This is a genomic window from Candidatus Woesearchaeota archaeon, from assembly GCA_027858315.1.
GTDB lineage: Archaea > Nanobdellota > Nanobdellia > Woesearchaeales > UBA583 > UBA583.
On sequence record JAQICV010000024.1, the window covers coordinates 1 to 14,939 of the forward strand.

A 14,939-nucleotide genomic window follows, 5' to 3' on the forward strand; every position below is an offset into this window, starting at 1 on the left:
AATAATCTGAATAATTTAACTTACTCAGACTTTGAACCATTATTAAATCAAGTTTCAAAAACTCAAAAGAGTAAAAGAGTTAAAGCTGGTGGAATATCTGGATTAAAAGAAGGTGAAGACTATTTAACTGTTCCTGTAGAGAATTCACAAGAGAATATTAGTTTAGGTATTAGTGTTAATGCTTATATGCCTTTAAATCATGAAGCAAGTAAATTGATTGCTTCTAAATCTATAGGTGGTTGTGAAGGTAAATGGTGTACTGCATATCAAAAAGATTCTAGCTATTGGAATGATTATACTAGGAAAAATGATATTGTTCTAATTTATATTTTAATAGAAACAGAAGGTGATACTAATAAATATGCTATTGCGTATGACTATGACTCTGAGAATATGGAAATATTTAACCAATATGATAGAAAAACTTCTGAAGAAGATTTTGAAGAAGATGTAAATATAAAAGCAGATGATTTTATTATAAACTCTGTCGTTAGTAAAGCTTATACTATTCTACAAAATCAACCTAATGAAATGGATGAAATAGTAGCTCAACTAAAGAAAGGTGAGGTTACAGAAGATTTAGTGGATAAAATGAATGAGTTTCTTGATAGTGAAGATTTAGAATATTATGGTGGTACTCTTCTATTAGATATGGACTCTTCTTACTTTAATGACTCTACTGATGATACCTATGTAAATGGTATTGTGCTATCTGAAGACTGGGATCTTTATACACCAAGTGTTGACTATATGACTAATGAACAGGTATTTGATAGCGTTATAGGATATTCTCTGAATTCTAAAAACAAAAAACTGTTAATAAAAAATATTAAAGAAATTTATCCAGAGTTTGATGAAGATATTTTAGATAAATCAAATTATCAGGATTATTATGAATACTTTGAAGAAAATAATATAATAGAAATACATGATGGTATTAATGTAGCTTTTCGTAATGCTATGGAAACTGCTGAATATGATGCTTTTTATACTGATATAACTGAAGCTTATGATGAAGCTGTAAGTGATATGGGTTCAATCTTTAGTAATAGGTGGGAAGGTATGATAGAGTTAAATTTATCTACTCTAGCTGATATATTTAGTGAATATACCAGTGATGAAGGTATTAACCTTACTGAACACTTTGAGCTATCTCTAGGGATAAATTGGGATTACTATCAAGCAGACATAGATGATAAAAACTTCAATAATATAGTGGAACAAAATATTATAGAAATATCAGAGTTTATTGATCTAGCTTAAATAACCTTTAAATATTTTCCTAACTATATATAGTATAAAACTATGAGGTGTAATTATATGAAATTAACAAAAGACTATGTAATAGAGGGAAAAATTGTTAGGGCTGGTGCTATTCTTGATTTACAAGAAAATACAACTCCTCTTGATGAAGGTATTGTAGATTTTTTTAAAAAGATTTTAAAAAACTTAGCAAAAAAGATTTTTAAAAGAAATCCATATATTGTAGATTTTGACTTTGATGTACCTGATGCTTATTCTACAAGTGATGGTGACTTGATTGGTTATTATGCATACCTATCTGGTGGTGCTGAAATTAGATTGAACTATTTGATGGATGGAAATAATGATAAATTATTTTCTGTAGACTATATTGCTGATGGTGATGCTTATGATAAACCTAGCCGATCAATTCTTCTGGACCCTGATGCTTCTAATAAAGAGATTAATGATGCTGTTAATGATTTGATTTCTAATAACCTTCAGGAAGGAATATTTTCTACAATAGAAAAGAGATTTCTTGAAAGGGTTTCTCCTGCTAAAGATGAAGTTTATGCTTGGATTGAAGACCCTGAATGGATGGATGCTAGACTTGATATTATACAGGATGAAAAACTAGCTAGAGTTTATACTGAGTATGCTAGAACTGTAGAAGGTAGACCAGTTTCGCAAGCTTCTTTTATCACTTATACTAAACAATATCTAAATAATAATGGATTATCTAATAAATGGACTAGAGGGGCTTATACTCCTAATAAACCTAAGAAAATGAATCCTATTATTACTCCCTCTGAACAGGCTAATGTTACAGCTTTAGCCAGTAATTCTGATATGATATTTGGATGGAAAGAAGCCTTTGGTGATATGGAAGATGATTTTGAAGAACTACTGGATGATCAAGAAAATATGCCTTATGGACAGCTTGTTTATGGGAGTGGTGGATCAGGGAAAAGCTATTTTTATGTAAATGAAGCACATAAATATGATGCTGAAATTATTAAAGGGGCTCCTAATACAGCGAGACTTGTAAGAATTCTTTATGATTATAGAGATAAAGAAGTAATCATTTTTGATGATGCAGATAGTATTGTAACTACTGCTAACTCAGCTAATATCTTAAAAATGGCTCTGGATGATACTGCTGAAGGAAGAGTTATCTATTTACCTAAAAGTTCTGGTGCTGACTTAAAAGGTATAGAACCTGATGTATATGATACCGATGGTAACTTAGTTCAAGCTTTCCATTTTAATGCTAGTATTGTAATTATTACTAATCTTGGAGGTCTTAAAAATACAGCATTAAGATCACGTTTGTATCTTAATCCTATTTTTATGACTAAAGAGGATATTATTGAAAAGATTATGTTAACTGTAGACCCTAGTTCTTTAGGTGCTAGTGAAGCCGATAGTAGGATGGTAGCTGATTTCTTAGTTACCTTAGTCCAGAATGATGATTTGGATATTACAAATGATCAGCTTTCCTATAGATTTTTCAAAATAGGTTTAAAACTGAGAAAAAGATATCCTGATAACTGGACAGGTAAGCTACTAAGAAAACTTGGTATTGGAATTAGATCATCTTACAAAGATTTAAAATAGTATAAGAGGTAAAAATTATGAGTGTAAACTTAAAAAAACTGTATGAAGGTACTGAAAGATTAGAGGATGGTCGTTATCGTATTATAGAAAAGATGGAAATGACACCTAATAGGGTTAAGAAACTTCCTTTACAAGAAAGTATTTTAATTGAGGGTAGTGAAACTCCTTGTAGAGGTGCATATACGTTTAAAATATGGGAACTAGATCAAAAGAATCTTAATGAACGTGTATATTCTACACCTTTAGCAAAAAGAGTCATTGAACAGGATAAGGTAACTTTAGGACTTTCTAATCATCCTGAAGATGATGGAGATGTAAGGGACATCTTTGCTGTAGAAAAGAATCCTAGAGTAGAAGAAGGATGGATGGTTACTGATTTTTTCCTTGTAGGGGATAAAGGTGGTCATGTTAAAGAAATCCTTGAAGCTGGGGGTTCTATTGGAGTATCTAGCTCTGCTTTAGGGGAACTTAATGAATCTACTGGTGAAGTAATGGTTGAATCTTTTGAATTGGAAAGATATGGGGATCATGTTATGAACCCTTCTAATGGATATGAAAATCAATTAGTAAAAACTACACAAATGGGGGAATCTGTTCAAAATGAAGAAAATAAACCTTCTGAAATAGATTTAACTATTAGTAATGAACTTACTGAAAAAACAGAGAGGTATAATGTTATGAGTACAAAGGAACAGAAGCTACATGAGAAGGTATTGACTACCAATATTAAAGCACTTCTTAAAGAAGCAAAAAGTATCTCTGATGAATATAATAGACTAAATTCATTAGAAGAGATTATGACTTATTTTGATGAAGATTTTGCTAATGATGGACTACGTGAAAGTGTTGAAGTTTCTATCAAAGAGACTAAGACTGAAATTGCTGAACTTACTGCAAAGGGTAGAGAAGCAGAAACTTTAGCTAAGAAAGTAGAAGAGTCTGAAGAGGCTACTAAGACTTTAGAAGAGGCTATGGCTGAAAAGGAAAAAGAATTAGCTGTATTGAAAGAAGCTATGACTGAAACTAAGAAACGATATCAGCGTGTAAAAGGTCTGGTAGAAAAGTCTAATGATTCTAAAGAACTTACTGAAAAAGTAGAAATTATGGAAAGGGAAAAAGATGAAGCTGTTCAGGGTGTTGTTGATAATCAGTCTAAACTAGAAGAAGCTGAAAAGGGTCTAAAAGTTATTGAGGCTGAAAGAGATAGTCTGGTAGAAGCTGTAAAAACTCTTGAAGGTGAAAGAGATTCTTTGACTGAGGCGGTTAAGAAATCTTCTAAAAGAACTACTGCTATCAAAGAAAGAAAAACCAAAAGACCTATTTCTTCTAGAGATAGAAAGATTACTGAAAAAGTAGCTCAGAAATATGGTGGTAAAGAATTTACTGAATCTGATAAGGTAGTTGACTACTATGAATATAGTGTTAAAAAGAATCCTAAACTTGCTGAAATCAAGGAAAAGGTTCTTGAATCTAAAACTGTTTCCGATGCTCAGATTAGAATTCTGAGATTTGAGAATCAGGAAGATATTAAAGAAGATTTAAGACGAAGAGAAAAAGAAATGAAATTCTTAGATGAATTTGGTGATCTACCTTTACAGGAAAGTAAAACTCTTTCTTTAAAAGATGGTCTTTGGTAAAAAAATAAATATAAAGAGGTAAAATATTATGAGTACAGTGAATTTGAGTGCCAGTAATGGTGTAAGTTTTGGACATAAGCATACTGTAGTAGCTGGTGATGTTACAGATGGTGCTATTATTTTTGATTTTGGTACAGACTTTCCTATCGTTGCTTCCATTATAGTAACTGATGATGCTGGTATTTATGCTCCTTTGGTAGATGCTGTTATTACGTATCCTGCTGATGGACAAGTTAGTCTTGCTGATGGGGCTATTACTTTTGCTTTGGTAGCTGGTCAAGTTGTTTCTGTAATTGCACAGAGAGATAAAGCATAGAGTTAAATCAGATATCCCCTTTAATCATATTGATTAAGGGGGATTATATTAAATAGAGGTAAATTATGGCTGATAAAAAGAAAGATTCTGCGGAAGCTACAAAAGTTATTAAAGCTTTAGAAGCTAACTTAGGAAGTTCTAATGAAGATCAAGGTAAACTAATTCAAATTATGAAAGGTTTGGCTTTTTCTGATGCTCCTGAAGCTAATAAGTTTATGAAAGAAGTAAATGACTTTACTACTAAGTTAGCAAAGAAAATGGGAAGTGATAAGAAAGAATCCATATTGAAACTATCTAAAGATTATTTTATTGAAGGTAGTATTATAAAAAAAGGAACTGAACTAAATATTATAGAAGCTAGTACTGCTACTGCTAAGTGTCCGACTTGTGGTAGTAAATATCTGAAAGCTACTAAATATTGTGTAAAATGTAAGAAGAAGGTTAAGGAATCATCTTTAAATGAATCAGGGGACGATGACTTTGATATTGGTGATGAAGTAATATTGACTTCAGAGGCAATAGCTAATTATGGTTCAAAATATAGTAATAAGATATTTACTATAGAATCGGTAGCCTATAGTGAAAAAGATCATTTTGGTTATGATAATGCTATGGAGGGGATGGGATTATATGACTTAGTAGATTTTCCAAATAGTGTCTATGCTTATGAACTTGAATACGCTAATTAAAAGTTAAAAGCTTTAATCTATCCTATTAGGAATTATTATCTTAGTAGGACTGATTAAACCTTTTAAAAATGGTTTAACTATTATAGTAACAGGATATGGAAACCTTTTGGTTTTCACTTAACTATTTAAACAGAATTAAGAAAAAAACTAGAATCCATTATATGAGGGTTTTAGAATTTAGTTTATTACAATAATTTGAGTAATAAATCTCGTATTGGTGATGTATCTATACCATAGAATCAGCTTAATTCAAGCAAAAAACAAAAAAATTTATGAGAGGTAAATTATTATGGCTACTAAAAAAACTAGACCTTCCACACGTGGTTTCTCTCGTTCTATGGGACTGAAAGAATCACAAATGAGAGAACAGTATAATGAGTTTGAACAATCCCGAAAGAGATTGGAAGAGAAACTTATTGATAAATGGGAAAATAAAGAAGGACTTGACCTTGGAAATGGTAAATTGGCTTCACTTTATGAATCTAATCCTAAGAAAGCTTCTGGACTTGCATTGTTCCTCGAAGCAACTCAGAAGAATGTATCTCAGTTAAATGAATATCAAACTTCTGCTTTTATGGGTGTTACTCCCCAAGAAATCGTTAAGATTGCTCGAATTGCATATCCTAATGCAGTAATGGGAGACCTTTTTGATGTTTGGGGTATGGAATCTGTTAAGGATACTTTCTATAAGATTGAATCTAAAGTTGGTTCTACTGCTAGAGGTGCTACTGAAGGTGATGTTATTCAGGAATCTTTTAGTGATGGTAGATACTCTTCTGAAATCATAGAAGATGAATCTGCTGGAGATGGAACTGATAACTACACTGGTACTATTACCCCTGCTCCTATTCGTCCTTTCCAAACTAAGATTTGGTTGAATGATGAACAGATTGGTGTTGATGATGGTGCTGGAAACTTGATTGGTTCTGGTATTTCTGTAGGTACTATAGACAATACTACTGGTAATTATGATATTACTCTAACCTCCACTATTGATAGTACTTATACTCTTTTAGTTGAATGTGCATATAATTCTGAAGATGAAGATAATTTTGCACAGCAAGGAACAGTTAAACTTGACCTTGTAGCTTATGACTTTAGAGCTAAGTTTTTCTCCCTTGGTGTAAGTTGGCACGCAATGGCTGAAGAGATTATGCAGTCTAAGCTTCGAACTTCTGCTAGAGATACCCTTATTCAGTCTGCTTCTGAGTTGATGATTAAGAATATGGATGAACTGGCATTGCGATATGGTAAGAAAGCTTCTTCTTGGCATCAAGCTTCTAATCCTATTGCCTTTAATGCTGACTTTGCTTCTGCTGGTGCTGACTCCAGTTATGCAAGGGCACAGGATATTACCGATGAAGCTATTGATAAGGCTACAGGACTTGCTTACAATGCTCTTGGTCGTTATGCTTCTCAGTATAACCTTGTATGTGGTACTTCTGCTAATAGCTACCTGAAGAAGCACAAGCTGTATAGCCCTGATAATGCTCAATCTCGTATTGGTGTTTTCAAGACTGGTACTTTGGATTCTATGGGTGTATATAAAGCTCCTTCTGACCTTGTGGGTGCTAATGATATTTATATCTTTGGTAAGGGAACTGATGCAATGAATGTAGATTCTGCTGTATCTGTAGGTACTTATCGACTAGGTATGGAAACTGACACATTGACTAGAAAGTCTTTTGACAGTGAAAAGGGTCTTGGTGCTATGGCTGATTTTAGAATCAATGAAAAGAGATTTGCTTCTAAGGTTAGTATCACTGGCCTTAACTAGAATTAAAATTTATCACCCCTCCTCCTTGGGGTGATTTTCTTCCTCCTTGCCCCCTTTTTTTAGGGGGCTTTTTATTTACGATACACCTAAGATTGATCCTAAAAACACTATTGTAGAGGCTAAAGAGGGTGTGTTCATTATCAAAGGACACTTTAAGTCTGCGTTTAATCAGATAACTCCTATTAAGATTAACTAGTTGGATCTCCATGATAGGTTTAGTTTTTAACTATCCCTATCATGGAAGATTATATTATTTATTTTGCACTAAACCCACAAGAAAATGCTATCAAGATAGGTCGTACCAAAAATCTTGATAGTCGTTTATCTACCCTACAGACAGGGAATATTCATAAACTTAGACTAATAGCAAAACTCCCTAATGTCTCTGCTTCTTTTGAATCTCATATTCATGATATGTGTAAAGCCTATCATAAGAGAGGTGAATGGTTTTCTATAGAAGCACTAGATCATTTATTAAAACATCCTTTCTATTCCTCAGAAATAGAACTATTAAAATCTAAATAACTATTCTAATATTAAATAATATGAGGTACATCTATGGAACTAGAAAAAGAAGACTTAATAGAAAATAGACAACTAATTGAAATTCATGTTGGGGTTGATGGTAAGAATCAAGAGATTTATGTTGTATATAATAAGTCAGATAATGATTGGTACTATAAACTATTAGATTTAGATGAAGGGGAAGAAAAGATACTTCCAGTTTTCAATGATAGTGATCAGTTTATATTTCTTCATAAAGCTTTAGATGAAAAGAAATATATAGAAGTAAAAGCTTATATAGAAGAATCATTTTAAAAGAGGTGTATAATGGCATATTTAATTAAAGTAATAGTTAGTGTTGACTCTACTAATATATGGGAGTTTAAACCTACAGACTCAGGATATAATAAGTTCTCTTTAAAAGCATCAGAACAGCAGATTAAAACTCTGTTAAGAAAGATAAAAGCTAAAGATGATGTTACTTCTCCTAATAGCTCTAGGGGGATTACATATCAACAAATGATTGATGAAATTAAATCAGATAGAGATAATATTATATATGTATGGTCTACAATGTATCCTAAATCTGTTAATGAAGCTATGGGGTTAATAAAATGAAGAAGACAATAAAGACAGTATTAATTAAAATAGGACTATGGTTGTCATTTCTAGGGGGTCTGTTCTTCACTTTATTTAAAGTACTAACTAACAGTCAAAAAACTGCAAAAGACCTCACAGAGAAGCAGGAGAAGACAGAGTTAGTAATTAAAGAGTATAAAGACATTATAGATTCAAAGAAACAAATAATCCTACAGAAAGAATGGAATGTTAGAAAAGAAAAAGAAGTTCTTGATAAGAAACTAGAAGCTATTCTAAAAGAAAAAGAAGAAGTCAAGGCTAAGATTAAAGAGTTAAAAAATAGTAAGAGTGAAAGAGAAAAACAAGAATCTAAATTTTGGAGATAATTATGTATATTAGACTAAGAGAAAATACACCATGGAATTCTATAAAACTAAAGAATGGTAATGTAGTAGAAAATCAAAGATGGATCAAGATTGACTCTTTAGAACCCTATGACTATATTGCACAATACTTGAATGTTAGAAATGATTTTGATGGTGATGAAAATAATAAAAATAATTATTCCTCTCTTAAAAAGAATGATCTTCTTACTCTATGCAAAATAGAACTTAGATTATCTAATAAGGATCTATCAGGTTTAAAAAAAGAGGAACTAATAGCACTTTTACAAAAAGATGAAGAATCTAATGAAAATAAAGAGGAACTATATAATAATATGAAAAAATCTGAACTAGTAAACATTATTATAGATAAAATGGGATGTACTAAATCCAAAGCTAATAAGTGGAAAAAAGCAGAGATTATTGCGTTTCTTATATCTATGGAGGATGAATAATGAAAAGACTTATATTTATTTTAGCTTGTATTGGAATCAGCTTTACATTATTCTCTCAGGAGTTATATGTACCAGATAGTTATGAGGAGTTAAAACAGTATTATATAGAACTAGCTAGTTTATATCAGGATCAAAAAACTGACTTAGAAGATGCTTTCTCTATTATAGATACTCAGACTAAGTTATTAGAAGAAAAAACTATATTACTGGAAGATAGCTCTACTATATATGATCAACAGGATTCTATTATTAATGATAAAGATATAGTTATAGATAACCAAGAAAAAATTATTATACTACAAAGGGATTTAATAGATGATTTTTCTATGGATAGATCATACATTCTAACATTAGGTTCTAGTATTTATTACTCTATGGAAGACTATAAGATTTATCTTTCCTCAAATTTAGGTGTAGTGATAAAAGAAGACTATTTAATTACTATAGGTTATTTAACCAATAGAACTATTACAATAGGATTTAACTATCTATTCTAAGAGGTACAACTATGTTTATTAACGTACAACAATATAGATTAGAAAATGAACAGTTAGCTAATATGTGGCAGTTACAATTTTTTGATAAACCCAACCTAGACCTACATATTGTAGAAGCAAATTTACCTTTTAATAAATTGGAAATGCAGGGTAGAAGTTATGGTAAAAAAAGCTATACTAGAATGGCTCCTGTAGAAACCATATCATTCACTTTTAGAGAGGTAGAGGGGTTTGATAACTATAATTTTTTTAATAATTGGTTAAATGATATTTATGACTTTAAAAAACACGTATTTAAAACTTTTTCTAATGAGTTAGATGCTTATATAAAAAAATATAAAACTGCTACTTTAATGTTTATGAGGAAGATAGGTGGTCATTTAGTACCAGTACCTTCTAAGACTTTTACACTAAACAAACTAATGATTTTAGGTATATCAGAAATATCACTATCTAATGATAATGGAGAACCTTTAGAATTTACAGTAGAAATGGCTGTAGAAGATGTAGATTCTGGTATATTATAAAAAAATAACTATTACTATAAATTGGAGGAATTTATTATGAATAAGAATGAAAAAGATTTGAAAGACTCTGACCTTTTCAGTAATGTATTAGGAGAAGATACTACACAAAGTAAAGAGGTTAAAGCAGAGAGTGAAATACCACACCACTATATACCTATTCAGTTTGACTCTTTAGGGAAACTTTCAGCACCGACACTATTACACTTTAGAAACTTTTCACCTAATGAAGTAGCAAAACTAGCTGTAGCTGAATCTGATGCAGAGTATAGTACTTTCATTAATTGTTTTAATTCTATGGTATGGGAAGATTTTGATTGTAATAACTTACATATTAAAGAACTTTTACAAATATTATATACTTTGCATGGTTCTTTTTTTAGTAATACTATTGAGAAAAAATATTTAATAGATACTGATTTAGAAGATCCTGAAAGAAATGAATCTAGTAATATTGATACAGCTACTATAGAGATTGCAGATTTAGTAACTAAAACATTACCTAAGAACTTTAAAGAGCCTATTAGAATTAAATCTAGGACTACAGGTGTAGAGGTTAGCTTTAGATTACCGAGGGCTGGATTTACTGTAATAACTGAAAAGTTTTTAGCAGACAAATATAAAAAGGAACTGCAAGATTTCTATGATATTAAAAGCAAAATTGCTGAAACAAAATCAATTAAAGACTCAAAGAAAAGAGAAGATAAATTTTATGCTATCTCTACAGAGCAAAGACAAGCTTATGAGAAATTTCAAAGGATATACTGGGAAGAATATACTATTATATTAAATGCCCTATGTATTTTAGAAGTAGATGGTAAAAAGGCTAGTTCAATAGAGGAACACATTGAGTTAGGTGGGTTAATAGATAATAGTATACAATCAGTTTTCAATAAAGTTCAAGAAGACTATGACTTTGGAATACAAGAGGAAGTGGAATATTTCTCTCAGAGGCAGAAAAAAAAGCTGTCTAGGAGGTTTCGGTTTCGTGTCTCCGATTTCATATCAAGTAGTGTCGAATCTGAAACAGATACACGATTTGATATTCAATTTGGTTAGTAGTGGATATAATGTACCCGAAACAGAAATGTGGAATATGCCAATCCACATTTTAATAGAAAGAGAAAAACAATATAGAAAACTACATAAAAACAAAGAGGATAAAAAACCAGAGAAGAAACCTTTAATTTAAAATTGAACTATTCTAATAAAGAGGTTTTAAATAATGGCAGAATTTAATGGAATATTAACACCTATAGAAGATACTAATGAATCATTAGACTCCCTTATTCAAAATAGTAAGGGGGTCTTAGATATTTTCCAAACATTAGGAAAAAATATATCAAGTACTAATAACTCTTTAGTATCTCAATTTGAACAAACTAACAATAGTTTCAAAAAACTTATTAATCAATTTGAACCCTCTATTACACCTATAAATAAAGAAACCAATAGTATTATTAAAGAAAGACCTATGGTTAGTCCAGAACCTTTAAACTTTTCTATTAGTGAAGCTTTAAATAAAAATCCTATAATAAAACAAGAACCTCTAATAAGACAAGAGCCTTTAGACCTTTCTATTAGTGATGTTTTAAACAAAAATCCTATAATAAGACAAGAAAATCTAGAATTATCAAATACTAATATTCCTACAGAAGAAGAAATTCGTACTCCAAGTAAACCATCAAGAAACGATGTAATAAAAGCTAATGATACAGGGGCTTTATTCGTAGCTGATACATTATTAGATGCTATAGATAAAAAATCTGATAAAGGTAGTGATGAAGGAGATGAAGGTGGTTTTTTAAGTAATTTATTTGGTAATAATAGGGCTGGTGGGTTATCAGCTATTTTATCTAAAGCTATACCTATTGCTGGTATTGTAGCTTCTGTAGGATGGGCTATTGCAGAGGGGATTAAAGCTATGAACCTATCTGATGAATGGGGTACTAGTAAAGTTAGTTCTTTTATTGGAGGCTTCTTAGGTGGAACTGGAAGTGGATTTCAAAATGCTTTTAAACAAGCTGGTAAGTGGGCTTTAATGGGTGCTTCCATTGGATTCTTAGCTGGTGGACCTATAGGGGCTTTAGCTGGTGGTTTAATTGGTGGTGCTGTTGGTGCTGTCATTGGATTTATAGGTGGAGAGAAGATTGCACAAGGCATACAGAATATAAGTAGTAAACTAGGTGAAATTTGGAGTTCTGAAGAGTCTAACCTTGCTAGTAAGATTGGTGATTCTGCTTTGGTAATTATGAATGGACTGAATAATGGTATCATTGAGTTTATGTCTACAATACCTGAGATGATTACTTTAGCTATTACTAAGGATGAAGAAACCGCTAAAACAGTAAAATCTGAGTTTAAAAACTTATTTAAAAACTTTAATTTAATCTCTTGGATAACTGGTTCAATGACTATAATGAAAGAAGGATTTGATGATTTATTCTCTCCTAGTTCTACTTCTTTTAAAGATAAGTTGAAAGGGATAGGTAAAATATTATTTTCATTACCTATATCAATGTTTAATAGCCTAAAAGATTTTATGCAAGGCTCCTCTCTAATTAGAAATTTATCTGAGGGAATAGGTAATATAATAACTGGTATAGTTAGCTCAATATCTTCAAAGATCACTGATTTTGGTATTGATACTGGTATTTGGTTCTCTAATTTATTCAATACTGTATTTACTTTTATAGGTGAAAAAATAACACAAGTACGAGACTTAGGTATAGACATTAAAGATAAAGTGGTAGAATTCTTAAAAGGTGTTATGGATATTGGTGTAGCAATAATCAGAGATGGAATAGATTTAGGTACATCTATTAAAGATAATGTAGTAGGATTTTTTAATAATATATTTGATTCTGTTTCCTCAAAGATAATGGAAGAAGGAAGTCTGTCAGAATCTATTATTTCAGGAGTAAAAGAAAAAATAATTGATCCTGTATTAGGAATTTTCTCTAAAGTTAATACCTTCTTTGATTATATAGGTACATATTTTGAAGAGGGTCTTGGTAGAGGAATTGTAAGCTTAGGTAGTGATTTTGCTAAAGGAGAGTTTAATACTGGATTAGAAGAATATAGACAAAGTTTAGACCCTACTCCTAATACTCCTGCATATAGTACTCCACCCTATGAAGAAAGAACTAGAGATGCTATTATTAGACCTGATGGGGGTATAATTAGAACTCATCCTGAAGATACACTAATTGCTTCTAAAAATCCTATATCTAGGATAGAACCACAAAGAGGTAATACTGGTACTGCTGGAATAGAAGTTTTAGAAAGTAAGTTTGATAGACTTATATCTTTAATAGAATCTCTAATAGGAGAAACACGATCTAATAGACCTATCTCTAATGAGCTAGATCAATTAAGAAATTATAGTTTAAATTAAATAATGAGGTAAAATAATGGTAGTACCAAAAGGGAAAGAATTAAGATTATTAGACTCTAATAGCAATTCTATATTAGCAGGGAATGGAAATAGTCCAAAATTATATATTGAGGAAGATGTTACTCTTACAGTATCTTCAAGTTTTAGAGATTTTATATCTGGTTTATCTGGACCTACAGCACAGTTATTATCAGGTCTATCAAGCTCTTTTCAATTCACAGATACAGTTAGCTTCAGTGGTCAGTTTGCTTTTCAATCTTTTCAGGTGTGGGAAAGAACTGAACCTATAGAAATGAAGTTTGTATGTAGACTAGAAATGGAGTCTAGTGGGTTAAGAGATGTTGTGGAACCAACAAAAAAATTACTATTATATACTTTACCAAGTGAAGATAGCATTGGTGGTCTTGTAGCCCCTGGTCCTTCAGTAGTAAATGCAATAAGAAATATTGCACAGAATCTAGAAGGTGATGCTGGTTATGTAGAGAAAATAAATAATTTTGTTAATCCTCTCTTAGAAAATATTCTTTCTGATGGAGATGGTAATCTAACTTTAGTGGTAGGAGATTATTTATCTTTATCTCCAGTGATTATTACACAAGTTATTCCTACCTTTTCTAATTCAGTAGATGATGAAGGTTATCCTATATGGGTTAATTTAGATATTTCTATTAGAACAGCTAATGTACCTACAAAATCAATAGGAGTTGGTAATGGGATAACTATGTCAGCAGGAGGTAATTAATAATGGCAAGAAGAAGCATATATAAACTAATGGATGACTCAGTAGACACTAATAATTCAGGAATACATTTACCTGATGATATGACTTTTAACCTAAATCTATTTGAGTTCTCTAATCCAAGCGATGTATATCTTTTAGCTGAAGAAGATGTATTTAGATTTGATCAAGTCATGATTAATTTCTATGGGTCTGTAGATTATTATCAAGAAGTGGTTTTATATCTAAATAAAATTGATTTCTTAACTGTAGACTATATTGGAAAGAAAATATATTTACCTTTAAAAGAAGATATGGATAGTTTTTATCTAAATAAACTAAGAGGAAATCTATGATAGCTAATGGTACTTATGAGTTAGAACTTACTTATCAAAAAAAAGAGATTGATTTATCTATGGAAAATATTAGCTTCATAGTTCAAGAATCAATCCATGAACTCTATCCTAAAATGTCTTTAGAAATTAATGATGTTACTGGTATCCTATCTGAATATCTATTTGGTGTAGAAGGTTCAGAATTAGAACTCTATTTTAAATTAACAACTGAAGAAGATGGTTTATTATGTCCTTTTACTTTTGTAGAT

General features: G+C 31.0%; 18 protein-coding genes. All 18 read left to right on the forward strand.

Features of this window, described 5'->3' with window-relative positions; all coding sequences use genetic code 11:
- Positions 1–1,263, forward strand: a 1,263-nt coding sequence (locus PF569_01620; protein MDA3854928.1) for a hypothetical protein, incomplete at its 5' end; no start/stop codon positions are given.
- A 57-nt stretch (positions 1,264–1,320) separates the two neighbouring features.
- The gene (locus tag PF569_01625) at positions 1,321–2,859 is read left to right on the forward strand and encodes a hypothetical protein (protein MDA3854929.1); all 1,539 of its coding nucleotides are present in this window, start codon (positions 1,321–1,323) and stop codon (positions 2,857–2,859) included.
- A gap of 17 nt (positions 2,860–2,876) precedes the next feature.
- A complete protein-coding gene (locus PF569_01630) occupies positions 2,877–4,496 on the forward strand; it encodes a hypothetical protein (protein ID MDA3854930.1) in 1,620 nt (539 codons plus the stop codon).
- A 28-nt stretch (positions 4,497–4,524) separates the two neighbouring features.
- A complete protein-coding gene (locus tag PF569_01635) occupies positions 4,525–4,812 on the forward strand; it encodes a hypothetical protein (protein MDA3854931.1) in 288 nt (95 codons plus the stop codon).
- Between the two features lie 65 nt (positions 4,813–4,877).
- On the forward strand, positions 4,878–5,501 hold the full coding sequence (locus PF569_01640) for a hypothetical protein (protein MDA3854932.1): 624 nt from the start codon (positions 4,878–4,880) through the stop codon (positions 5,499–5,501).
- Between the two features lie 289 nt (positions 5,502–5,790).
- Complete coding sequence (locus tag PF569_01645) at positions 5,791–7,278, forward strand: hypothetical protein (protein ID MDA3854933.1); 1,488 nt, start codon at positions 5,791–5,793, stop codon at positions 7,276–7,278.
- A gap of 237 nt (positions 7,279–7,515) precedes the next feature.
- A complete protein-coding gene (locus PF569_01650) occupies positions 7,516–7,803 on the forward strand; it encodes a GIY-YIG nuclease family protein (protein MDA3854934.1) in 288 nt (95 codons plus the stop codon).
- 33 nt (positions 7,804–7,836) lie between these two features.
- Entirely contained in the window at positions 7,837–8,097 is a 261-nt protein-coding gene (locus PF569_01655; GenBank protein ID MDA3854935.1) for a hypothetical protein, read from the forward strand.
- A gap of 12 nt (positions 8,098–8,109) precedes the next feature.
- Positions 8,110–8,400, forward strand: a complete 291-nt coding sequence (locus PF569_01660) for a hypothetical protein (GenBank protein MDA3854936.1) — start codon at positions 8,110–8,112, stop codon at positions 8,398–8,400.
- A complete protein-coding gene (locus PF569_01665) occupies positions 8,397–8,747 on the forward strand; it encodes a hypothetical protein (GenBank protein ID MDA3854937.1) in 351 nt (116 codons plus the stop codon). The genes PF569_01660 and PF569_01665 overlap by 4 nt, the downstream gene beginning before the upstream one ends.
- A 2-nt stretch (positions 8,748–8,749) precedes the next feature.
- The gene (locus PF569_01670; protein MDA3854938.1) at positions 8,750–9,199 is read left to right on the forward strand and encodes a hypothetical protein; all 450 of its coding nucleotides are present in this window, start codon (positions 8,750–8,752) and stop codon (positions 9,197–9,199) included.
- Positions 9,199–9,696 carry a hypothetical protein gene (locus tag PF569_01675; protein ID MDA3854939.1) on the forward strand — a complete coding sequence of 166 codons (498 nt, stop codon included), beginning with the start codon at positions 9,199–9,201 and terminating at the stop codon, positions 9,694–9,696. The genes PF569_01670 and PF569_01675 overlap by 1 nt, the downstream gene beginning before the upstream one ends.
- A gap of 11 nt (positions 9,697–9,707) precedes the next feature.
- On the forward strand, positions 9,708–10,223 hold the full coding sequence (locus tag PF569_01680) for a hypothetical protein (GenBank protein ID MDA3854940.1): 516 nt from the start codon (positions 9,708–9,710) through the stop codon (positions 10,221–10,223).
- A gap of 36 nt (positions 10,224–10,259) precedes the next feature.
- Positions 10,260–11,279, forward strand: coding sequence for a hypothetical protein (locus PF569_01685; GenBank protein ID MDA3854941.1), 1,020 nt, complete (start codon positions 10,260–10,262; stop codon positions 11,277–11,279).
- A gap of 166 nt (positions 11,280–11,445) precedes the next feature.
- Positions 11,446–13,617, forward strand: a complete 2,172-nt coding sequence (locus PF569_01690) for a hypothetical protein (protein MDA3854942.1) — start codon at positions 11,446–11,448, stop codon at positions 13,615–13,617.
- A gap of 16 nt (positions 13,618–13,633) precedes the next feature.
- Entirely contained in the window at positions 13,634–14,359 is a 726-nt protein-coding gene (locus PF569_01695) for a hypothetical protein (protein ID MDA3854943.1), read from the forward strand.
- 2 nt (positions 14,360–14,361) lie between these two features.
- Positions 14,362–14,691 (forward strand): hypothetical protein, encoded by a 330-nt coding sequence (locus PF569_01700; GenBank protein ID MDA3854944.1) that lies wholly within the window; start codon positions 14,362–14,364, stop codon positions 14,689–14,691.
- Positions 14,688–14,939 (forward strand): hypothetical protein (locus tag PF569_01705; protein MDA3854945.1); only part of this gene is annotated, 252 nt, incomplete at its 3' end. The genes PF569_01700 and PF569_01705, both read left to right, overlap by 4 nt.

Excerpts from the sequence above, each read along its gene's own strand:
- PF569_01625 (MDA3854929.1), top strand. The coding sequence starts at position 1,321 with ATGAAATTAACAAAAGACTATGTAATAGAGGGAAAAATTGTTAGGGCT.
- PF569_01630 (MDA3854930.1), top strand. The coding sequence starts at position 2,877 with ATGAGTGTAAACTTAAAAAAACTGTATGAAGGTACTGAAAGATTAGAG.
- PF569_01635 (MDA3854931.1), top strand. The coding sequence starts at position 4,525 with ATGAGTACAGTGAATTTGAGTGCCAGTAATGGTGTAAGTTTTGGACAT.
- PF569_01640 (MDA3854932.1), top strand. The coding sequence starts at position 4,878 with ATGGCTGATAAAAAGAAAGATTCTGCGGAAGCTACAAAAGTTATTAAA.
- PF569_01645 (MDA3854933.1), top strand. The coding sequence starts at position 5,791 with ATGGCTACTAAAAAAACTAGACCTTCCACACGTGGTTTCTCTCGTTCT.
- PF569_01650 (MDA3854934.1), top strand. The coding sequence starts at position 7,516 with ATGGAAGATTATATTATTTATTTTGCACTAAACCCACAAGAAAATGCT.
- PF569_01655 (MDA3854935.1), top strand. The coding sequence starts at position 7,837 with ATGGAACTAGAAAAAGAAGACTTAATAGAAAATAGACAACTAATTGAA.
- PF569_01660 (MDA3854936.1), top strand. The coding sequence starts at position 8,110 with ATGGCATATTTAATTAAAGTAATAGTTAGTGTTGACTCTACTAATATA.
- PF569_01665 (MDA3854937.1), top strand. The coding sequence starts at position 8,397 with ATGAAGAAGACAATAAAGACAGTATTAATTAAAATAGGACTATGGTTG.
- PF569_01670 (MDA3854938.1), top strand. The coding sequence starts at position 8,750 with ATGTATATTAGACTAAGAGAAAATACACCATGGAATTCTATAAAACTA.
- PF569_01675 (MDA3854939.1), top strand. The coding sequence starts at position 9,199 with ATGAAAAGACTTATATTTATTTTAGCTTGTATTGGAATCAGCTTTACA.
- PF569_01680 (MDA3854940.1), top strand. The coding sequence starts at position 9,708 with ATGTTTATTAACGTACAACAATATAGATTAGAAAATGAACAGTTAGCT.
- PF569_01685 (MDA3854941.1), top strand. The coding sequence starts at position 10,260 with ATGAATAAGAATGAAAAAGATTTGAAAGACTCTGACCTTTTCAGTAAT.
- PF569_01690 (MDA3854942.1), top strand. The coding sequence starts at position 11,446 with ATGGCAGAATTTAATGGAATATTAACACCTATAGAAGATACTAATGAA.
- PF569_01695 (MDA3854943.1), top strand. The coding sequence starts at position 13,634 with ATGGTAGTACCAAAAGGGAAAGAATTAAGATTATTAGACTCTAATAGC.
- PF569_01700 (MDA3854944.1), top strand. The coding sequence starts at position 14,362 with ATGGCAAGAAGAAGCATATATAAACTAATGGATGACTCAGTAGACACT.